The organism is Hymenobacter nitidus, assembly GCF_020447315.1.
Taxonomy (GTDB): domain Bacteria; phylum Bacteroidota; class Bacteroidia; order Cytophagales; family Hymenobacteraceae; genus Hymenobacter; species Hymenobacter nitidus.
In genome coordinates this window covers 388,304-409,323 of record NZ_JAJADQ010000003.1, presented here as the reverse complement: position 1 = coordinate 409,323, position 21,020 = coordinate 388,304, and the positions used below count along the sequence as shown (strand labels likewise).

Genomic DNA, 21,020 nt, shown 5'->3' with positions numbered 1-21,020 from the left:
GTAGCGTTGGCGGCTACCAGATGATGAGAGTGTACAGTAGGGTAGTAGCTACGCGGCCAGTACCTCTTGAAGCCGGCGGTTGATGAGCAGCATAATGTGCCCGGCCTCCTGATGAATAGCCGGGGTGCCCACCGGATTGCCATCGATATCAATGGCGGCCCCGCTGCTGCCGATTTCGGCCAGTAGGGTGAGGCTGTGCAACAGGGCCGGGACGGTCAGGTGGGCAGGCGCACCGGGCACGGGCAGCGTGATGCCCTCCCGGCGTAATTCCAGGAAGAGCATTACGCTAATAGCCAGCTGCTTGAGAAGTTTCTGCTCATCGGGCGTGAACGTACGGGCCTGGTGGTCGATGACACAGAGGGCCCCGATGTTGAAGCCGTCGGTGGTTTGCAGGGGCTGGCTGGCGTAGAATGCCAGGTTCAGCTGCTCCAGCACGTCGGACTCAATCAGGGTGCAGGGCTGCTGGCGCAGGTTTTCGAAGATGGTGGCCTCGTCGTGCAGAATGGCCACCGAGCACAGGCTTTGGGCGCGGTTTACCCGCGTCGCGTCGGGCAGGCCGAAGTGGGCTTTAAACCAGACGCTATCTTCCGCCACCAGCGAAACCAGAGCAATGGGCGCCCCAAAAAGCTTGGCCGTGAGAGCGGCTATTCCGTCGAATAGGTGCTCGGGGGCCGTGCCCGCTACTCGGTAGCGGCTGAGTGCCAGGAGCCGGTCCTCATCATTATGAGGAATAAGAGAAGACCGGGAAAAAGACATATTGTGGGAAGTACGTAGAATGCAATACGGATTTCTACGTAGCAGAAAGTTTCGCGGCTAAATAGGTTTTGTTGAATGTTTTGTGGATGAAGCGTTGGCATTCAGCTGATACAAGCGAGTCGATGCTTGTAAATTATGTGAGGTCAAAAAGCTCTAAAGCAGCACAAGTGTGCAAGCTTTCCCGCAATTGTGTTGAGCAGCCCAGCAACAACCAGCCGGCATCTTCCGGATGCCGCAGGCACCATGAGTGGTCGGCGGCAAATGCGTAGCTGGGATAGTCCCGGTCACGCTGAAAAACAGGGCCTAAATCTGCCGCTACGCCCAACTCAAGCCAGTCCGTTAGGTCGTTGTCGGCAGTAAAGTGGTAGTTGCCATCATCCAGCGAACCGTAAAAATAGGTTGGCGTGGCAGCCCCCAGTGCGGCTACCAGTTTCTGACTGAAAGCGGCTTCTAAAGTGTCACTGCCCCCTAGGTTTGGCGGCCAGTAGCCGTTATACTGGCGGCTGATAGCGGCGGCATCAAAGGAAGCATCGTAAGCAACTCCAAGGCTGGCGGCTAATTCCCGGTAGCTGATTGGCTCCAGATTCTCAGGGGCGGGGCGGCCACCGACAATCCGGTAGGTGTTCCAGAAGTTTACCCGGTTGTTTAAGGCGTCAATTGACCGGCTCGAGAAAGAATAGTTGTTCAGCGGAATGCGCCGATCAATGCCCAAAGGCGTCAGAATTTTGAGATAGGCGGCAAAACCACGCGGTAAGTATTCCTTCAGAGACGAGTCAGGGCCAGGTGTTGGTATTGCCAGCCAATCGACTTGGTCACTTATGGTAACTGATTGTAAGCTCATACGATATAGTAGCGCCCAGAAGCTTGTGCCTTCATGGATTCAGACCTATTTAATAAATTGAAAATGCCAATTTCTGCGACATATTCTAATATAGAATACCTCATAAAGAAGAGGAAATAACGAAATTAAGGTAAATGGAAGTCTGGACTGATAAACACCACATCGTGCGGAAAATCCGTTTGCCAGTTAGTGAATAGTTCATAAATTCTCCCCAGGGCAATTTCTGATAGTCGTAGCGGTGCTGCCCATTGTAATATCCTTCATCGTTTAACGTGTCAAAAGAAAATTTGTAACAATTCTGAAAAGTCAAATAAGCCCGCTTCCCTTCTTGAAATTGCCCGAACTGGAAGGAATTCAGATAGAATTCAAGGTGTAACGTTTGTCCTGTAACTGTCAGGCTTGGCTGCGGAGCATTCGGGTCGGCGTTCCAATCGTTGTTGAGCTGCTGGTAGCGTAGAGGTTCCAGTTTGTGGGTAGTAATAAGTGATTCTATATTACTTGACGTAGCATTGGAACGGGACTTCAAAAAACAACTTATCCAATTCTCTTGAATCAAGCCGGTCGCCCAAAAAACGTTTTGCAATTTCAAAGACAAATTCTTCGCCTACCGCGTCCTCAGTATATTTGGTTCCTATATCATCTCCAATTCTGAATAGCCTAGTTTTATCATCGCGAAAAATAGAGTTTTCGTATATTTCTCGCTCTTCTGGTAGTGGTTTGCCTACCTCTAGTCTGAGCGAAACCTGGCAGTCACCGACCTTTACGCGTGTCTTTTTACCTTTCTCAAGTAAAGCGTAACCGTAAAAATTGTCAAAACTATCAAGGCTTAGTGCTGCGATTTCTGCTTCAGGAAAGATTTTTATGAAATTTTTCTCGACTTCAGATAACCCTTCGTCATAAAATATAAGAGGTAAATCTGCATCACAGATTATAGTATTTCCCTGATAGAAGCCTACGTAAAGTTTGTTTTCTTCTGGATATATGGCTTTCTCTAAAGTAGATGCCAGTGTATATGTTACTTGACTTCCGCCTAGCTTTTTAATCAGTTCGGGAACCGTCATTTCAATTGTCCTATTTATTATGACGAGTGAAGCTTTCCAGCCCATAGTCAGTCGGGATTGAGGTTGAGATGATATCGGAGAGTTGTCAGAACAGAGCAGGTTGCTATACCATCCTCCCAAACCCGTACCTTTGCGGCTTCATAGCCCGCAAAGTAGGATGATTTCCATTACTGACCTCGATTTCCATTTCGGCTCGCGTACCCTCTACGACAAGGCCAGCCTCCATATCAAGCCCAAGGATAAGATTGGCCTCATCGGCCTCAATGGCCGGGGTAAATCCACGCTGCTGCGCATTCTGGTGGGCGAGTACAAGCCCGACGGGGGCAGCATCTCCATGAGCAAGGACGTGAGCCTGGGTTTCCTGAACCAGGATTTGCTCAGCTACGACTCCCACGAGCCCATCCTGATTGTGGCCATGCAGGCCTTTGCCGAGGCCCTGGAGATTCAGAAAAAAATCGATGAGGTGCTGCTGGAGTTCGAAACCAACTACACCGACGACCTGGTCGACAAGCTGGCCGCTTTGCAGGACCGGTTCGAGTCGCTGGGCGGCTACACGATGCAGGCCCGTGCCGAGGAAATCCTGGAAGGCCTGGGCTTCACCACCGAGGAGCTGCAGCGCCCTCTGAAGCTGTTTTCGGGTGGCTGGCGCATGCGCGTGATGCTGGCCAAAATCCTGCTCCAGCAACCTTCGTTGCTGCTGCTCGACGAACCTACCAACCACTTGGACTTGCCCTCCATCAAGTGGATTGAGAACTACCTGGCCGGCTACGAAGGTGCGGTTATTATCGTGAGTCACGACCGGGAATTCCTGGACCGCACCACCAATACCACCGTGGAAGTAACCGGCGGCAAGCTGGTGCCCTACGCCGGCAACTACTCGTTCTATCTCGAAGAAAAAGAGGAGCGCAACGCCATTCAGAAGGGCGCTTTCGAAAACCAGCAGGCCCAGATCAAGCAGGCCGAGCGGTTTATCGAGCGTTTTAAGGCCAAAGCCTCGAAAGCCAAGCAGGCCCAGAGCCGCGTCAAGGCCCTGGATAAGCTGGAGCGCATCGAGGACGTGGCCGCCGACGACGCGAAGGTGAACATCAAGTTCAACTTCACCGTGACGCCCGGCCGCCACATTCTGCGCATGGAGCACGTGGGCAAGAAGTACGGCGAGAAAATCATTTTCCGCGACACCCACGTCCACATCGAGCGGGGCGACAAAATTGCCCTCATCGGGGCCAACGGCAAGGGCAAATCAACGCTGATGCGCCTCGTGGCGGGCCAGGAAGCGCCCACCACCGGCAACCACCAGCTGGGCCACAACGTCATCATGTCGTTCTACGCCCAGCACCAGCTCGAAAGCCTGCGCATCGACAACGAGATTCTGCAGGAGATGGTAGAGGCCGGCTCGAAGCGCTCCGAAATGGAATTGCGCTCGGTGCTGGGTTCCTTCCTGTTCACCGGCGACGAGGTCTACAAGAAAATCAAGGTGCTGTCAGGGGGTGAGAAAAGCCGCGTGGCCCTGGCCAAGACCCTGATTTCGGAGGCCAACTTCCTGCTGCTCGACGAACCGACCAACCACCTGGACATGCAGTCGGTGAACATCCTGATTCAGGCCCTCGACCAGTACCAGGGTACCTACATCGTGATTAGCCACGACCGGTTCTTCGTGGAAAACGTGGCCAACAAGATCTGGTACATCGAGGACTATCAGCTGAAGGAGTACCCCGGCACCTACGCCGAGTACGAGCAGTGGCAGGAAGACCGCGAAAAGGCCGCCAAGAAAGCCGGTCTGGCGTCGCCTTCCGCGCCCAAGCCGGTGAAGGAGGAAAAGAAGGTAGTCTCCAGCTCCGAGCGTGAAGCCAACCAGCACGAGCTGAAAAAGGTGAACAAGGAGTTGAAGGAAGTGGAAGGCAAAATCACGACCCTGGAAAAGGAGCTGGGCCTCTACGAAAAGCAGCTGGCCGACCCCAATATCTACAACAATGCCGCCCAGCTGAAAGACGCCACCATGAAGTTTGAGCAGGTGAAAAAGGAGTTGAACCGTACTAACGACCAGTGGGAAAAGCTGGCCGAGCGCGCCGAGCAGCTGGAAAAGTAACCGTTGCTCCTCAAAAAAGAAAAGCCCCGCCGCATCCTCATTTGGGCTGCGGCGGGGCTTTGTCTGTATGGTACTGAGCGGCTAGTAAGCCGCAGCCGGCCTGTCGTCCAGCGCCCGGATGAAAGCAATAATGGCCTGCTGTTCGGCGTCACTCAGGTTGAGCGGGTCGGCGCCCAGCGTTTGGGTGGGCACGGCCAGGCCCAGGCCCGCGCCGCCGCCGCGGTTGTAGAAGTCGAGCACCTGCTCCAGAGTTTGGTACACGCCGTTGTGCATGTAGGGTGCGGTTTGGGCGGCGTTGCGCACGGTCGGGGTTTTGAAGGACTGGCGCTGGTGCGCAATGCCGTAGAGTCCGAACTTGCCCTGGTCGGCGTCCGGGGTGGGGTGGGCCGGGTCGGGGGTAGCGGGCACGCCCAGCACTTCGCTTTCGGCTTTGTCGTAGAGTGGGGGCACGCTGCCGTTGAACAGAGGCGTGTAGTGGCAGGTGCCGCACTGGGCCTTGCCCACAAACAGGTTGAAGCCCAGTACTTCCTGCGCCGTAAGCACGGCGGTGTCGCCGCGCATGTACTGGTCGAAGCGGCTGTTGAGGCCCACCAGGCTGCGCACGTAAGCTGCCACCGCCCGGCGAATGTTACGCTCGGTAACGGGCTGCGGCTCTTGAGCAAAGGCCCGGGCAAAGAGCTGGTTGTAGCCCTTTTTCTTCCGCAACAGCGCCGGGGCCTGACTAAGCTGCCCACCCATTTCGGCCTTGTTGGACACCACCGCGTGCACCTGATCCTCCAGAAAACGCACCCGGCCGTCGGCGAACTGCTCGGGCTGGAGGGCCGCATTGAGCAAGGTTGGGGTGTTGCGGGCCAGCTCGGTGCCGGGTTGCAGAGCGCGGTTCACGCGCAGTCCATCCGTATAGGCGCGGCCGGGCACGTGGCAGCTGGCGCAGGAGCGCCCCGAGCGGCCCGACAGCAGCGGCTCTTGAAACAAGGCCTCGCCCAAGGCCAGCACGGCCGGGGTGGGCGCGGCGGCATCAGCAGGAGCAAAAAAGGCGGGCTCAAAGGCAGCAGCGGCGAAAAAGGAAACAGACTGGGGCCGTACGGCCCGGCGCGCACCCACGTACGGCACTCCGAGCTGCTGCTGGGCTTGCTGCAGGGCGGCCAGGGTCGGGTTGAAATATCGGACGAAAAACCGGGCCCGGTCGAAGCTCTCGAACGTGACGCCGGGAGCCAGCACGGCAGCCCGGCTGCGGGCTAGCTGGGTGCGCACGGGGGCCGGCGCCTGCAGCAATGCCAAGAGCTGCTCAGTGGCCTGCAGGGTGGCAGCGGCTTCGGGCAGGGAGGCGTGGGCCACCGGCGAATCGAAGCCGGAAAGGCCCTTGGCGGCCAACCGGTAGAGGTTCAGGCGCAGAGCATCAAACAGCTCGGCCTCGGAGAAGGCCAGCATGGGCAGCTGCTGCTCGAGGTGGCGCACCTGGTAGAGCAAGTTGTCGGTTTCCTGGTGGATCAGGTCCCGGGTGGCGCGGTCGGTGGGGGCGTCGTACACGTATTCTTCCAGCACCTGAAAGCCCGTAGCCGGAATTACCTCGCCCGGCTCCCCGGCTTCGGTTTCGGGCAGGTTGGCCCCGTTGAGGCGCTGGGCCGCGTGCGGATAGTAGTATTCCACCGCGAATTCCAGGTGCTTGTACTCGGTGCGGCAGGCCGCAAACCGCCGGCGCAGTTCGGTGGTATCAGCCTGGTAAGCCCGCTGCTGAAACTCGGTGAGACTCGTGTGCAGCTGGCGCAGGTGGCTGGCATAATAGTCCCGGACCTGCTCGGTGGGTGTTTTGTGGAGCACCGCAAACGAGAACAGCAGCCCGGTCAGCAACAGCAGCACGGGCCGGCCCAGGGGGCGTAGGCGCATAAACCGACGGTTCATTGAAAGTAGATCTTGGTTTGGGGCAGGCTGGCCTGCAAGCGGCGGCTGGCCTCGGGCGTGAAGGCGTTGCCCCGGACGATGATGGTTTTGAGCTTGGGCAGGCGGCGCAGGGAGCGGGGCAGACCGGTAAGCTGGTTGTCGTTGAGAATGAGCATTTCCAGGTTGCGCAGCCGGCCCATGCTGCGGGGCAGCTCCTTAAGCTGGTTGCCGGAAAGAATCAGCACGGCCAGAGCCTGGCAGCGGCCCAGGCTGGCGGGCAGGGCTTCCAGCTCGTTGTTGGCCAGATTCAACTCCTGCAGCTTGCTCAGAGCCCCGAGCTGGTCGGGCAGGCGCTCCAGCTTGTTGTCATTCAGGTACACGTAGCGCAGGTTGCGCAGCCCGCCTAATGACGTCGGCAAAAACAGGAGCTGGTTGTGCGAGCCGTCGAAGTATTCCAGCTCACTTAATTCGCCCAGCTGCTCGGGAAACGAGGTGAAGTTGTTCCAGGCGGCCAGCAGAAACCGCAGGCTGTCGAGGCCCCCGATGCTGGGCGGCAGCTCACTGAGGGCATTCTGGTCGATTTGGAGCTGCTGCAGCCGGTGCAGGTTGCCCAGCGCGGGCGGCAGGTCGAGCAGGCCGTTCTTGTTCACGAACAGCACCCGCAGGCTGTCGAGCCGGGTGAGGGCGTCGGGCAGGTGGCGCAGGTGGTTTTCGTGGGCGTAGAGGCGGTGCAGGCGGGGCAGGGTGGCCACGCTGGCGGGCAGCTGCTCCAGGGCCTGGCCGCGCAGGTTCAGCTCCCGCACGCAGGCCGGGCGGCCCAGGGCTTCGGTCAGGGTAAAGGCCGCCGGCGTGGCGCACGGCGCGGCCTGGGCCAAACAAGTGTTGCCCCGCAGAGCCTGCAGGGCAACACCTAATAGAACAAGGATACAGTGGCGTAAGCGCACGGACTATTGCTTGATAAACGGCCGGGTAGTGGAAGTGGTAGCCGTTTTGATAACCAGCGTATAGTGGCCGCTACGCAGCTTGCTCACGGGCACTTTCAGGCGGTTCTGGCCCTGGGTCAGTACCGTTGTTTGCTCCAGTACGCGGGCCCCGAGGGTGTTGAAGACCTGCAGGGTGGCGGCTTCGCGGCTGGTGCTGGTCAGCTCCACGGTCAGCTCAGTGCCGGCGGTGGGGTTGGGGTACACGTCGGCGCGGGCCAGCTCGGTCTTGGCTTTCTCCGTGGCCAGCGTGGTGCCCAGAATACCTTTGCGGCTGATAACCAGGGCCGAAGACTTGTTGAAAACTACCGATTGGCCGGCGGCATCCGTGGTAGCCAGCGTGTTGGTGGAGGCGGGGTTTTGCATGGAGATAAACATGAATTTCTCGTCGGGTGAGAAGGTCATGCCGGTGGGCTCGCAGCCGTTGGGCGTCACGGCAAACAGCTCTACAGCGGGGCTGGCCTGGGTGTGGCAGGGGCGCACCACCCACACGTGGTTGCGGCCGCCGTCCTGCAGCACGTAGAGGTTGCCCTGCGAGTCGAAGGTCAGGTTATCGTTGCCGGTACCCCAGGCTTCATTCACCGTGGCCGTGCCGTAGTTGATGGGGTAGCTGCGGCTGGTATTGTCGGGCGAGTTGCCCACGAAGATGCCGAAGGCGCTGACCGTCGTGGGCGCGTCGGTGAAGCGGTAGGTGGTGCCGGGACCTTTGGCCGTGAAGTAGATCTGGCCGGTAACGGGGCTGATTTCCAGGTCTTCCACGCCGTTGAAGCTAGTGGCACCCAGGGCCAGAGCGGCCGGGGTGGTGTTGCTGCACTCGGTCGGCGTGGAGTTGGGTACCTGAATCCAGGTGCCGGTGGTAGCCGTGCCGATGGCTCCGTCCAGCTTCAGGGCGTAGAGCTTGCCCTCGGCCAGATTGCCGGCCACGTCGGCCACAAACTTGTAGACGAAGCTGTTGGCCGAGCCGTCGTCGGCACCCTCGTACACGGTTTTGCGGTCGGCGGCCACCACGATGTTCTCGTGCTTCATGCGGCCCATCTTCCAGAGCTTGTCGGGCTTGCCGTCCCCGTTGTAATCCTTCACCAGGCGGGTCGCCGGGTCAATTTCGACGTTCCAGCCGAAGTCCAGGTAGCCGTCCGCGTTGCTGTCGGTCGGGGCCGTGGGCGTGTTTTCCTCGCAGGTTACAATGGTGTTCCAGGGCGTGACGCCACCCGAGCAGTTATTGTACGTGCCGACGATTGAGGCGAAGTTCACCGGGTTTTTGGCTGTAACGCCCCAGAGCTTGGTGGTGGGGTTGAAGCCCAAATCCAGCAGGGTTACGCCGGAAGTAGCTGCCGAGGAGCCCTCGTGGTTGATGGACAGGTAGCCGCTGGTGTTATTGGGGCCCGCGGGCACGTAGCCGGTGAAGTCGAACGACTCTTTTACGGTGCCGTCGGCGGGCGTAGAGTAGGCTGCCCCGCCCTGCACCAGCAGCTGGAAGGTATGGGTGGCCGGCAGGCGCAGGTCCTGGGGCTGGGTGGAGGGCTGCACCGAGGTGAAGCGGCTGATGTGGTCGGCGGGCAGGGTGGCACAGGGCGCCTGGGCCTGCGCGGCGCTACCGCTCAGCAGAGCTGCCGCCAGAAGAGTAGGAGTGTGTTTCATAAGGGGCTTGCGAAGGGGTTGAAAGGTGCCGCAAGTACGAAACCCACTATTTCGCCTGGTTTACCGCTGGGTTAAGACTAGATAAAGGAGACATGACGTTAACGTTACCTCCCGCTGCCGGGCAACTAGTGCCGACGCCGGAGCGCGGGCGTCGTACTAGTCACAAACTGAAAGTTCGCGCTACCTTCGTTTCTATGCCCCGCTATTCCCTTCTTGCCTCCCTGCTGCTTGGTGCCGTGGCCTGTGTGCCGCTCGGTACGCCCATCACCGACCCCAACGCCGCCCGCGGCAGCCAGCAGCGCCCCCCGGAGTACTACGCCGACAAAGCCCTGCGCTACCAGGACTACATCTACAACCCCGACGTACGCTCGGTGCAGTGCTACGTGGCTACGGGCCAGAACACCGACATCTTCCAGCCCCCGGTGGTGCCCATCACCCAGCAGCAGCCCATCGTGCTGGAGTTTGACCTGCTGGGCACCAACTCCGAGCGGATGACGGCCAAGCTCGTGCACTGCGACGCCGACTGGAAGCCTTCGGTACTGACGGATATGCAGTTTCTGAACGAAATCAACGAGTTTCTCATCACCGACTACCGCACGGGCGTCAACGTGAAGGTGCCGTATTACCACTACCGCATGCAGGTGCCGCGCGTCAAGCTCAGTGGCAACTACCTGCTGGTGGTGAGCGGGGCGGGCAATGTGCCGGTGGTAAGCCGCCGCCTGCTCGTGTATCAGAACGATGTGGAAGTGGCCATCCGGCAGGGCATTCCGGTGGCCGGGCAGGAGCGCTACACCCTGCAGCAGGTAGATTTCTCCATCAGCTACGGCGGCTCCAACCTGGTGAACCCCAGCCAGGAGGTGAAGGTGATGCTGCGCCAGAACTTCCGCTGGGACAACGCCAAAGTCAACCTGCGCCCCACCTTCGTGCGCGACGCCGAGCGCCGCCTCGACTACCAGTACTTCAACTTCGAAAACGCCTTTGCCGCCGGCAGCGAGTTTCGCTACTTCGACACGCGCTCCTTGCGCGTGCTGGGCGCCGGCATTGCCCAGCTCGACCCCGCCGCCTCGCCCCGGGCCGTGGTGCTGAGCCCGGAAGCCACCCGCAACGGCCAAGCCTACTCCCAGTTTGACGACATCAATGGGCAGCGCATCTTCGAAAGCCGCGAATACGGCAATGGCGCCACCAATGCCGACTACGCCAATGTCACGTTCCAACTAAGGGCCCCGTCGGCCGCGCCCGGCCCGGTCTACGTCTTCGGCGCCCTCAGCGACTGGCAGCTCAAGGACGAGTTCAAGCTGACCTATAATGAGGAGCAGAAGCAGTATACTGGCGCAGCCCTGCTCAAGCAAGGCTACTACAACTACCAGTACGTGGTGGGCAAAACCACCGGCGCCCCCGACGGCGTGTACTTCGAAGGCAGCCACCAGGAAACCGAAAACCAGTACGACCTGCTCGTCTACTACCGCCCCCCAGGCACCCGCGCCGACCTGCTCATTGGTTACCAGATGATAGCCGTGAACAGCCGCCGGCCCTAGCGGTGAGGTGGTGAAATGGGGAGTTAAAAACCATGTCCTTGCGCGGCGTAGCCGTGACCATCCGTCCTCTGCACAGTGCATAATGACCTTTTACCAAAAAGCCCCTTGCTACCGCGGTAGCAAGGGGCTTTTCTCTTAAGGATGCTTTCTACATTTCAGAGCACTGATTGCTTCGGCTCACGCCTCGCAATGACACGGGGCATTGAACGACAACTCACCATCTCACGTCCTAGTACTTTCCCTCGGCGCCGCCGCCGCCGGATTGGCCGCCGCCGAACTGGAAGCCGGGCTCGGGCACCTGCATGGTAGATTCGGTGACGTGGGACATGACCAGCGACTCCAGGTTGAGCTGGCTGAACTCGGAGGGCGTGTTGGCGGGCTCGGAGGTGAGGCCGTGGCGGGCGGGGCGCAGGTAGCGCAGGGCCCAGCCGGAAAGCAGAATCAGGAAGGTGCCGGCCAATGTGAGGGCCCATTCCGGGGGTAGCACCGAGCGGTAGAAGCGGTAGGTGTAGATGGAAAAAACGAGGGTCAGCAGGCCGGCGTAGAGAAAAATCCGGTCGGCGCGGCGCAGGCCCTGGTAGAGGTAAAGCAGCGGAATTGCCACCGTAAAGAAGTAAAACAGCGGCGCAAAGCTGATCTGCACCGAGTACGGTAGGCCGTTGAGCAGGGCATTGGCCTCGCGCACCACCAGGTAGTTGCCGGCCAGGTAGAAGAACGCCAGCGTCAGAAACTTCACCGTGCGCACGGCTGGGCGGTAGTAGAGGTAGTCGGGGCGGCGGGTGAGCTGTTGCACCAGCCAGTAGCTGCCGGCGCAGGCCAGCATCAGGGCAAAGGGCAGCAGGGCCTTGCCCAGCGGCAGCCGGAGCATCACCGTGCCCACGATACCCAGGTAGAGCAGCAGGGTGAGCACGGCGGCCAGCGGGTCGGCGTAGCGGATGATGGCCGTGAGCATTGCCGCGGCCAGTATTGCCAGCAGCGGCCAGAGCAGCCCTTGCTCCTGCAAGTCATCCGGTTCGAGGGAGAGGGGCAGCAGTAGGCCGTAGCTAATCACCAGGGCCACCGCCAGGTAGGCCACGCTCAGGTAGAGCAGGGCGTTGTCGATGCCGGAGCGGTAGAGGTGGTTGGCCGAAATCAGCGTTTCCAGCAGCAGCAACGAGCCCCCGCCGCACAGCAGGCAACCCAGCAGTATCCGGACTTCCTCCGAGCCGCTTCTGTAGTCACCGATTCCCATAACGGCCAGAAACACCAGCCCCGCGGCCGTCATATTGGCCAGGCAGGTAAAAACGAACAAAGCAATGCGGATAAACAGGTGCGGCTGGTAGAACTCGCTCGGAAACGCCGCCCCAATGGCCTGCACCTGCTCGGGTAGCAGCAGCTTGCTCTTGCCCCAGCGCCGGGCCGTGTCCTGCACCTCCCGGTTGAAAATCCACTGCTCGTTATATGCCTTTTTGCTCATGGCTGCCCACAATTTTCTTCAGATTCAACAGTAGCAATACCACGCCCACGGCCGAGGCCGGAAAGTACAGGAAGGCCGTTACTTCAAAATCCCGGTTCAGCTCCGACAGCTGGAAGTACAGGTACGTCACGGCAATGTAGCCGTAGAGCGCGCCCAGCAGCACAAAGATGTAGGAGTGGGTGCGGCGGGCGTACCAGTACAGGGCGCCGCTGAGCCCGATGATGAGCAGGGCCGCCAGCAGCGGCGGCAGAAAGCTTGCCGCCTCGTAGGAGCCCCGGAACATGGCCGTGAGCAGGGCTACCAGGGCCAGGTTGCTGCCCAGCAGCACGTAGGTGTAGCCGAAGTGCTTTTTGCGGTCCTGGTGTTCGGAGGCCAGCCCCACGGCGGCCAGCCCCAGGCCCAGGGCAATAGCCACCGCATCGAGGTGGGGCAGGGCGTAGTTGTTGGCCGTATAAGCCGATACCGGGGCAATGCTCACGCCCACCCAGGCTGCCAGTCCGGTCAGGGCCATCGACAACACCCCGCGGTGGTCGAAGCGGTAGGCACAGTAGAAGAATACCAGCGTGGGCAAAATCACCAGCAGGCCGTAGCGGGAGCCGAAGAAATTGTACTGGTATTGTAGGTAGCCCACCAGGGTGAGCAGCGTGAGGCAGGCCAGCAGCAGGGCGTAGTCGGCCCCGGTAGAGGCCGGAGTGGCCCGCCACGAAAACGGCTGCCGCTGCCGGTGAGCATAGGCGAAGCCCGCCCCCGAAATTAGGGCAATGAGGGCCACAATTACGCCGTGGCCCAACGTGTCGATGTTCTGGTAGATGAGCAGGCCCAGCCCGGCGCTGAGCAGCGTGACGCCCAGGGAAAGCAGGGTGCGCAGCTCGTAGTACAGCGAAAAAGGCTTTTCCCGCTCGTGGGTGGCAATAACGTCGGCTTGTTCGGCCGAAATCAGGTGCAGGGCCCGGAGTGAAGCCAGGATTTTTTCGGTCATAGGTACGGGATGGGAAAGCAGCGTAGGCAAGTTGCCGGGCAAACATAGAGCTTTCCCGATTATCAGCCCCATTCAATGGTTTGCTGCTGCGGCAGGTGTAGCGTGGCGTACCTATTGATATTAAAAGTAGAAGGTACGCCAGGTGTGGAGTAGGTTCCGGCAATAAAAACAGAAGCTACTCCTCTCCCCAGGCCGGCTTGAGGGCCGCTGCAACCAAAGTTTTAGCGTACCGTTGCAGCAACACACGCCTATTCTCACCGCCACCCGATGAAACCAACCCTGCCCATTGCCGCCGCGCTGCTGGCCCTGTCGGCCTGTTCCACCAACCCCGTGACCGGGAAAAAAGAAGTGATGCTCGTCTCGAAAGGGCAGGAGCTGGCCATGGGGCAGCAGTCCGACCCGGCCGTAACGGCGCAGTTTGGCCTCTATCCGGATCAGAAGCTGCAGAACTTCATCAACGAGAAGGGCAAGGCCATGGGCGCCATTTCCCACCGCTCCGACCTTACTTACACCTTCCGCGTCGTCGATTCGCCGGTGATTAACGCCTTTGCCGTGCCCGGCGGCTACGTCTACTTCACCCGCGGCATTATGGCCCACTTCAACAACGAGGCGCAGTTTGCCGGCGTGCTGGGCCACGAAATCGGCCACGTCACGGCCCGGCACTCGGCCAAGCAGCAAACCAATGCCATTATCGGGCAGGTGGGTTTGATGGGGGCTATGATTGCCTCGCCCCGCCTAGCGCAGTTTGGCGAGCAGGCCGCCCAGGGCATGCAGCTGCTCTTCCTCAAGTTCGGGCGCGACGACGAAAGCCAGTCCGATGAGCTGGGGGTGGAGTACTCGTCCAAAATCGGCTACGACGCCTCCCAGATGGCCGACTTCTTCCAGACCCTGCAGCGGGAGCAGGCCAAAAGCAGCGCCGAAGCCATTCCCGACTTCCTCTCAACCCACCCCAACCCGGCCGACCGCTACAACCGCGTGCACCAGTTGGCCACCCAGTGGAAGCAGCAGAACGGCAACCCGACCAATCTTAAAATCAACCGGGAGCAGTACCTGCGCCTGATTGACGGCATCGTGTACGGGGAAGACCCGCGCCAGGGCTTCGTGGAAAACAACGCCTTCTACCACCCCGAGCTGAAGTTCCGCTTCCCGGTGCCCGCCGGCTGGAAGCACCAGAACACGCCCCAGCAGTTTCAGATGGCCGACCCCGCCGGCAAGGCCCTCATGATGCTGGCCCTGGCCCCCGGCGCCTCCCTCGACGAGGCCGCCCAGGCTCTGGTAAAGCAGTTTAGTTTGCAGCCCACCGACTCGCGCCGCGTCACGGTGAACAACTTCCCGGCCCTGGCCTTCGTGGCCGACCAGGTGCAGCAGGACCCCCAGACCGGGCAGTCGGTGGCCGGTATCCGCACCATGGTCTACCTGATTCAGGACGGCAAAACCATCTACGCCCTGCTCGGCGCCTCGGCCCCCACCGACTTTCCCAGCTACCAGCCCACGTTCAGCAGCACCATGGAAGGCTTTGCCCGCCTCACCGAGGCCGATAAGCTAAACCGCCAGCCCGAGCACGTGCGCATCAAAACCCTGAAGCTGCGTAGCACCCTCAGCCAGGCCCTGAAAAGCAACGGCGTGCCCGAGGCCCGCCTTGAGGAAATGGCCATTCTCAACGGTATGCAGCTTAATGAGCAGGTAAATGCCGGCTCCATGATTAAGGTGGTGGGCAAGTAGAGTCCTCATTGCCCGGACCCCACCCCAACCCCTCTCCCAACGGGAAGTGGGGTTGGGTAAGGTTGGCAGGTTTTTTGGCTTGTCTGTTTCAACCGCGCCTTTTTCTGCGGACAGGGAGCAGTTCTCCCGGTTTGCAACCCTGCCCATACCCGGGCCGTTGCAAGCTCATCCTTCCCCACGCTACGCGGCCTTTGCCGCCTTTCTGCCCTATGACATCTTCTCTCTCGCGCGGTCTGACCACTGGCGCCCTGTTGCTCTCTTTACTGCCTCTCGGCAGCTCGATCAATCCGGCTCCGGCCGCCAAGCCCCTGACGCTTAATTTGAGCGCCTGGCAGGGCCCCAAGCCCGACCCGGCCGTTATTGCCCAGTTCGGCCTCTATAACAACGCCACCTTGCAGCGGCTCATCGACACGAAGGGCCAGCAGATGAACAAGGTGTCGGACCGGCCCGGCGACTACGGCTTCACCATTGTCGATTCGCCGGTGATTAACGCCTTTGCCACCCCCGACGGCCACGTGTACTTCACCCGCGGCATTATGGCCCATTTCAACAACGAGGCGCAATTTGCTGGTGTGCTGGGCCACGAGCTGGGCCACATCACGGCCCGCCACGGCCAGAAGCAGCAGAGCCGCTCCACCATTGCCAACATTGGCCTGCTGCTGGGCTCGGTGGTGTCGCCCAACCTGGTGGGCCGCTTTGCCCAGCCTTTGTCGCAGGTGGTGGGCCTGGGCTTGCTCAAGTACGGCCGCGACGCGGAGAATGAGGCCGATGTGCTGGGCGTGAAGTACTCGACTAAAATCGGGTACGACGCGGCCAACATGGCCGACTTCTTCCAGACCCTGCAGCGCACCGAGGCCCAGAGCGGCGCCGGTGGTGTGCCTACCTTCCTCTCTACCCACCCCAACTCGGCTGACCGCTACACCCGCGTGAAGGGGCTGGCGGCTCAGGCCAAGCAGCAGACCGGCTCGTCCCGCTTGGCCGTGAACCGCGACGGGTATCTGCGCTCCATTGAAGGCCTGCCCTACGGGGAAGACCCTCGCCAGGGCTTTGTGGAAGGCAGCACGTTCTACCACCCCGACCTGAAATTCCGCTTCCCGGTGCCTTCGGGCTGGAAAACCCAGAACTCTCCCTCACAATTCCAGATGGGCGAGCCTAGCGGCAAAGCCCTGATGGCCCTGGTACCCGCGCCCGGCTCCTCGCTCGACGCCGCCGCCGAATCCCTCGTGAAGCAGTTGAGCCTGCAGAACGCCCAGGCCAGCCGCACTACCATCAACGGCTTCCCCGCCGTGGCTATTCAGGGCGACCAGGTGACCCAGGAGCAGTCGGCCCGCACGCTGAGCTACCTGATTCAGGACGGCAGCAGCATTTACGCCTTCATCGGCCTGTCGTCGCCCACCACTTTCGCCACCTACGCCCCGGTCTTCACCCAAGTAGCCCAGGGTTTCGCCCGCCTCACCGACGCGAGCAAGCTGAACCGTCAGTCCGATAAAATCCGCATCAAAACCGTGAAAACGGCTACCACGCTCGGGGCAGCCCTGGCGGCCAACGGTATTCCCTCGTCCCGCCGCGAGGAGCTGGCCATCCTGAATGGGATGCAGCTGACGACCAAAATGCCTGCCGGTACCTTGTTTAAGGTGGTTGGGAAGTAACACGCCTTTTCTGCACATAGAAAAACGCCGTTGAGGAATATCTCAGCGGCGTTTTTCTATATGGGGAAGTTGATAGCCAAGGGAATTCCCTGCTCAGTGTAAAGCAGTAGCTCTACCATCGGCTGATGGATTACCGTTAGGCTTCCTCCGTAAATAGTTTCGATATCAGTTCGGTTTAAATCACTGATATGGCTCAGTCGCTGATAAAAATCCGCGGGAAACAGTTCAGCTACTTTAGAGAAATCAACCCATTCCTTGAAGTCAGGAATATTCACTGGTTTGGTTGCAGCCGAGCTTATCGTACTGTAGAACCCATCATAAGAGGTGAAATCCTGAAAAGTGCTTAGGACATTCTGAATTCGGATAATCAGAAAAGGCCAATCCTCTAGAATATGGCAAAAGTCCTTGTTCCAGATTGCATCAAGATGGATTACCCATATTATGGCATTACCTCTGTCCATTGAAGTGCCGTACCAACTGGAATCGTGTAGTGAGACACATTCGAAAAAATCGGATATAGAAATTTTTCTGGCAGCGTTCCAGTCAAATGTCACATTCAGCAATTTGTCAGCCAGCCATTCCGGGTATCTATCGTCTTCCATCATCAAGCACATCAAAGAATCAAAAACGCCCCGACTGGATACCAGCCGGGGCGTTGAAGTTATAAGTTGCCGCCGAGGAACCCGCCGTAGCTAGGCCTTCTTCAGAAACTCGGTTTTGAGCACCATCGTAGAGCCGCCCGCGCGGCCTTCGATTTCGGCCGGGCTGTTGGTCAGGCGAATGTTCTTGACCACCGTGCCGCGCTTGAGCGTCAGGGAAGAGCCTTTCACTTTCAGGTCCTTAATCAGTGTCACCGAGTCGCCTTCCGCGAGCAGGTTGCCGTTGCTGTCTTTTACGTCCATGAGTTCGTGGCTGACCGCACTTACACGTTGAAGCGGAAATGCATGATGTCGCCATCCTGCACCACGTATTCCTTGCCTTCCACGGCCATCTTGCCGGCTTCCTTGATTTTTACCTCGGTCTTGTACTCCTGGTAGTCGGCCAGCTTGATAACCTCGGCCCGGATAAAGCCTTTCTCGAAGTCGGAGTGGATGACGCCGGCCGCCTGGGGAGCTTTATCGCCGCGGTGAATGGTCCAGGCGCGTACTTCCTGCACACCGGCGGTGAAGTAGGTAATCAGGTTCAGCAGCTCGTAGGAGGCCCGGATGAGCTTGTTCAGACCCGACTCGGTGAGGCCGTACTCGCCCAGGAACATTTCCTTTTCCTCGGGGTCTTCCATGTCGGCAATCTGCTCCTCAATGGCCGCCGACACCAGCACCACCTGAGCACCTTCGGCTTGCACATGCTCGCGCAAGGCTGCCACGTGGTGGTTGCCGTCGGTCTTAATGCTGGCCTCGTCCACGTTGGCCACGTAAATCACGGGCTTGATGGTGAGCAGCTGCAAATCAGCTACGGCTTCCAGCTCCACCTCGTCGGCGGCTACGGCGCGGGCATTCTGCCCAGCTTCCAGGGCTGCCTTGAAGCGCTGCAGAATAGCTACTTCCTTCTTGGCTGCCGCGTCGCCGGCCTTGGCCGAGCGCTCCGACTTCTGCAGCTTCTTGTCGATGCTTTCCAGGTCCTTGAGTTGCAGCTCCGTGTCGATAACGTCCTTGTCGAACACCGGGTCGACACCGCCGGCTACGTGCACGATGTTGGGGTCGTCGAAGCAGCGCACTACGTGAATGATGGCATCCACCTCGCGGATGTTGGCCAGGAACTTGTTGCCCAGGCCTTCGCCCTTGGAAGCACCTTTTACCAGGCCGGCAATGTCCACAAACTCGATGATGGTGGGCAGCACGCGCTTGGGGTTTACCAGCGCTTCCAGGATCTGGAGGCGCTCGTCGGGCACGGTAATCACGCCCACGTTGGGCTCGATAGTGCAGAAAGGATAGTTGGCCGATTCGGCCTTGGCGTTCGAAAGGGCGTTGAACAGCGTGGACTTACCCACGTTCGGCAAACCGACGATTCCGCAGCGGAGACCCATAATAGTGAAATGGTGAGTTGGTGAAATGGCGAGTCACGCCCTACAGGCGCAATTCGAGGGGCAAAGGTACGGCTGTTTTTCGGGGAATCCTTGGCGGAATCTGGCTTCGCCTGTCATCCTGAACGGCGCGGAGCAGAGTGAAGAGCCTTATCCCGCTGAAACAAGTCGTTGCTACGATTGTCGTGCTGCCGTGCTAAGGTCCTTCGTTGCGCTGCACTACACTCAGGATGACAGAGCACATAATGACAGCAGTGCAATAAAAAACGGCGCGCCTGGACTTTGGGGTCCAGGCGCGCCGCGCGAAGGTTCTGAATACCTGAATAAAGAGTAGAGCAGTGTTTCGCTAAGCTTCGGGGCTAGTAGTTGTCGTCGGAGCGGTTGGGGTTGAAGCCGGGCTCACCGCCTTCGTAATTGTCATAAGCAGGCCGGGGGCGGTCCAGCTCGGCTACTTCCTCTTCGGAGAGCAGCTCTTCGCGCACATAGTCCACGGCGTCCTGCAGGGCATCCACGAACTTGGCGAAGTCTTCCTTGTAGAGGAAGATTTTGTGTTTCTCGTAGGAAAACGTGTCATCATCCCGCAGCTTGCGCTTGCTTTCCGTGATGGTGAGGTAGTAGTCCTGGCCGCGCGTGGCCTTTACATCGAAAAAGTACGTGCGTTTGCCCGCTTTAATGCGTTGGGAGTAGATTTCTTCCTGATCGTGACGGTCTTCCACGGTGCCTTCAAATAGGTTGATTTATTCCAAGATGATTGAATTACAACCCAAAGTAAAGTGTTCCAGCCGTATATAAAAATATTGAGGTCAAATTTTTTACACAAAATGCCGGGTATCTTTGTTTTACCTCGCTGGGGCTTTCCAGGCAGGATTCTAGGACGGAGCGGAGAAAAACTTGGGGAAAAGCTTAAAGCTGGATTATATTTAGTAAGCCCTATGTACTGCTCCCGGGTGCGGCCTTCCGGCTCTACTTCACTATTACACGACTTCACCGATGTCACAACCGCTTGATCTGGCTGCTGTCCGCTCGTTTGAGAACCTGGAGTTTCTGGCCCGCCAGCTCGTCGAGGGCTTTATTACCGGCCTGCACCAGTCGCCCTACCACGGCTTTTCGGTGGAGTTTTCCGAGCACCGACTCTACAACCCCGGCGAAAGTACCCGCCACATCGACTGGAAGGTATTTGCCCGCACCGATAAGCTGTTTGTGAAGCGCTACGAGGAAGAAACCAACCTGCGCTGCCACCTGCTGCTCGACGTGAGCCCCAGCATGTACTACCCGGCGCCCGGCCACGACAAGCTGCGCTTTGCCGTGCTCTGCGCCGCCGCCCTCACCACGCTCCTGCAGAAGCAGCGCGACGCGGTGGGCCTGGTGACCTTCGCCGACCAGATTGAGCTGCAAACCCCGGTGCGCTCCACCACCTCGCACCGCCACACCCTGCTGCTCACGTTGCAGCAGCTGCTGGAGCGCCCCGCCGCCCCGCGCCGGGCCACCGACGTGTCGGGCGTGATTCACCAGATTGCCCAGCAGATTCCCAAACGCTCGTTGGTGGTGCTGTTTTCCGACATGCTGGGCCGCAACCCCGAGGAGCAGACGGCCAGCCTAGCCGCGCTGCAGCATTTGCGCCACCAGCAGCACGAAGTATTGCTGTTTCACATCATGGACCGCGCCACGGAGTCGGAATTTGCCTTTGCCGAGCGGCCCTACCTGTTTGAGGACGTGGAAACCGGGGAGCAGATCAAGCTGCAGCCGGCCCAGGTGCGCGAGCAGTACCGCGCCGCCATGCAGCAGTACGAGCAGGAACTGGCCCTACGCTGCGGCCAGTACCGCATCGATTTTGTGCCGGTTGACATTCGGGAGCCGTTCGATAAGGTGCTGTATGCCTACCTGGTAAAGCGGGGCAAAGTCCGGTAGTATGGCATTCTGGTACTGCCGCGTCTGCGGCCTCGATTACGACTACTCACCCTGGGGCCCGAATGAGGACGAGCCAAGTTACGATACCTGCGAGTGTTGTGGCGTCCAGTTTGGGGTCGACGATTATTCCGTGCTCAGCACGCAAGCGTACCGTCGCACTTGGCTAAGCAAAGGCGCGAAATGGTTCTACCCCAAGCTGCAGCCCACCGACTGGGACTTGGCCGCGCAGCTGGCCCAGGTTCCGGCCCAGTATCAGTAATTCTTCCCCCGTCTCTTTTCCACGCCCTGCATGTTGCTCGATTACCTTTTTGCAATCCTCTTCCTTAGTATTCCGTCGGCCCTGCTCACGGGCTACATTGCCCACATGAACAACCGTTCGTTGTGGCGCTGGATGCTGTTTGGGTTCTGCGTGCCCTTCGTGGCCATCTTCGTGGCCATGGTCGTGACCTACTACGACCAGAAGCGGGCCGCCCACAACCAGCCGAATTCCGACGCCGATTTGCGCTAG

General features: G+C 59.5%; 19 protein-coding genes. 7 read left to right on the top strand and 12 right to left on the bottom strand.

Annotation, left to right across the window (positions count from 1 at the left end; genetic code table 11):
* Nucleotides 1–48: 48 nt before the first annotated feature.
* The 3 genes from LGH70_RS07755 to LGH70_RS07745 all read right to left on the bottom strand — a co-directional run bounded on the left by LGH70_RS07755 (nt 49) and on the right by LGH70_RS07745 (nt 2,703).
* Nucleotides 49–756 (bottom strand): GAF domain-containing protein, encoded by a 708-nt coding sequence (locus tag LGH70_RS07755; RefSeq protein ID WP_226184441.1) that lies wholly within the window; start codon nt 754–756, stop codon nt 49–51.
* A gap of 133 nt (nt 757–889) precedes the next feature.
* The gene (locus LGH70_RS07750) at nt 890–1,597 is read right to left on the bottom strand and encodes a hypothetical protein (protein ID WP_226184440.1); all 708 of its coding nucleotides are present in this window, start codon (nt 1,595–1,597) and stop codon (nt 890–892) included.
* 494 nt (nt 1,598–2,091) lie between these two features.
* Nucleotides 2,092–2,703, bottom strand: coding sequence for a DUF6928 family protein (locus LGH70_RS07745; RefSeq protein WP_226184438.1), 612 nt, complete (start codon nt 2,701–2,703; stop codon nt 2,092–2,094).
* A 112-nt stretch (nt 2,704–2,815) separates the two neighbouring features.
* Here LGH70_RS07745 and abc-f point away from each other — a divergent pair, with 112 nt between their 5' ends.
* The gene (gene abc-f, locus LGH70_RS07740) at nt 2,816–4,744 is read left to right on the top strand and encodes a ribosomal protection-like ABC-F family protein (protein WP_226184436.1); all 1,929 of its coding nucleotides are present in this window, start codon (nt 2,816–2,818) and stop codon (nt 4,742–4,744) included.
* 81 nt (nt 4,745–4,825) lie between these two features.
* Here the strand turns inward: abc-f and LGH70_RS07735 are convergent, their stop codons facing one another.
* From LGH70_RS07735 to LGH70_RS07725, 3 genes are read right to left on the bottom strand one after another with little or no spacing between them, the layout of a single operon-like run.
* Nucleotides 4,826–6,631 (bottom strand): cytochrome c peroxidase, encoded by a 1,806-nt coding sequence (locus LGH70_RS07735; protein WP_226184435.1) that lies wholly within the window; start codon nt 6,629–6,631, stop codon nt 4,826–4,828.
* A gap of 11 nt (nt 6,632–6,642) precedes the next feature.
* Entirely contained in the window at nt 6,643–7,569 is a 927-nt protein-coding gene (locus LGH70_RS23800; RefSeq protein ID WP_226184433.1) for a leucine-rich repeat domain-containing protein, read from the bottom strand.
* A 3-nt stretch (nt 7,570–7,572) separates the two neighbouring features.
* Nucleotides 7,573–9,243, bottom strand: a complete 1,671-nt coding sequence (locus LGH70_RS07725; protein ID WP_226184424.1) for an alkaline phosphatase PhoX — start codon at nt 9,241–9,243, stop codon at nt 7,573–7,575.
* A 194-nt stretch (nt 9,244–9,437) separates the two neighbouring features.
* Between LGH70_RS07725 and LGH70_RS07720 the strand changes: the two genes are divergently transcribed.
* Entirely contained in the window at nt 9,438–10,778 is a 1,341-nt protein-coding gene (locus LGH70_RS07720; RefSeq protein WP_226184422.1) for a type IX secretion system plug protein, read from the top strand.
* 229 nt (nt 10,779–11,007) lie between these two features.
* Here LGH70_RS07720 and LGH70_RS07715 read toward each other — a convergent pair whose 3' ends face one another.
* Both LGH70_RS07715 and LGH70_RS07710 read right to left on the bottom strand, forming a co-directional pair.
* Nucleotides 11,008–12,234 (bottom strand): hypothetical protein, encoded by a 1,227-nt coding sequence (locus LGH70_RS07715; protein WP_226184421.1) that lies wholly within the window; start codon nt 12,232–12,234, stop codon nt 11,008–11,010.
* A complete protein-coding gene (locus tag LGH70_RS07710) occupies nt 12,215–13,213 on the bottom strand; it encodes a DUF2157 domain-containing protein (protein WP_226184419.1) in 999 nt (332 codons plus the stop codon). Before LGH70_RS07710 ends, LGH70_RS07715 begins: the two co-directional genes overlap by 20 nt.
* Before the next feature lie 267 nt (nt 13,214–13,480).
* Here LGH70_RS07710 and LGH70_RS07705 point away from each other — a divergent pair, with 267 nt between their 5' ends.
* A complete protein-coding gene (locus tag LGH70_RS07705; protein ID WP_226184417.1) occupies nt 13,481–14,935 on the top strand; it encodes a M48 family metalloprotease in 1,455 nt (484 codons plus the stop codon).
* Nucleotides 14,936–15,144: 209 nt separating this feature from the next.
* Complete coding sequence (locus LGH70_RS07700; RefSeq protein ID WP_226184413.1) at nt 15,145–16,584, top strand: M48 family metalloprotease; 1,440 nt, start codon at nt 15,145–15,147, stop codon at nt 16,582–16,584.
* 56 nt (nt 16,585–16,640) lie between these two features.
* On the opposite strand, the gene LGH70_RS07695 is transcribed toward LGH70_RS07700, so the two are convergent.
* From LGH70_RS07695 to LGH70_RS07680, 4 genes are all read right to left on the bottom strand, one after another.
* A complete protein-coding gene (locus tag LGH70_RS07695; protein ID WP_226184404.1) occupies nt 16,641–17,189 on the bottom strand; it encodes a hypothetical protein in 549 nt (182 codons plus the stop codon).
* Nucleotides 17,190–17,276: 87 nt separating this feature from the next.
* Nucleotides 17,277–17,486: a zinc ribbon domain-containing protein YjdM gene (locus LGH70_RS07690; protein ID WP_019947089.1), complete on the bottom strand. Its 210-nt coding sequence runs from the start codon at nt 17,484–17,486 to the stop codon at nt 17,277–17,279.
* A 20-nt stretch (nt 17,487–17,506) separates the two neighbouring features.
* Nucleotides 17,507–18,607, bottom strand: coding sequence for a redox-regulated ATPase YchF (gene ychF, locus LGH70_RS07685; protein ID WP_226184402.1), 1,101 nt, complete (start codon nt 18,605–18,607; stop codon nt 17,507–17,509).
* Between the two features lie 356 nt (nt 18,608–18,963).
* The gene (locus LGH70_RS07680) at nt 18,964–19,320 is read right to left on the bottom strand and encodes a DUF3276 family protein (protein ID WP_226184391.1); all 357 of its coding nucleotides are present in this window, start codon (nt 19,318–19,320) and stop codon (nt 18,964–18,966) included.
* A 274-nt stretch (nt 19,321–19,594) separates the two neighbouring features.
* Here LGH70_RS07680 and LGH70_RS07675 point away from each other — a divergent pair, with 274 nt between their 5' ends.
* From LGH70_RS07675 to LGH70_RS07665, 3 genes are read left to right on the top strand one after another with little or no spacing between them, the layout of a single operon-like run.
* Complete coding sequence (locus tag LGH70_RS07675) at nt 19,595–20,512, top strand: DUF58 domain-containing protein (RefSeq protein ID WP_226184389.1); 918 nt, start codon at nt 19,595–19,597, stop codon at nt 20,510–20,512.
* 1 nt (nt 20,513) lies between these two features.
* Nucleotides 20,514–20,771: a hypothetical protein gene (locus LGH70_RS07670; protein WP_226184387.1), complete on the top strand. Its 258-nt coding sequence runs from the start codon at nt 20,514–20,516 to the stop codon at nt 20,769–20,771.
* Between the two features lie 30 nt (nt 20,772–20,801).
* Nucleotides 20,802–21,020: a CHASE3 domain-containing protein gene (locus LGH70_RS07665; protein WP_226184385.1), complete on the top strand. Its 219-nt coding sequence runs from the start codon at nt 20,802–20,804 to the stop codon at nt 21,018–21,020.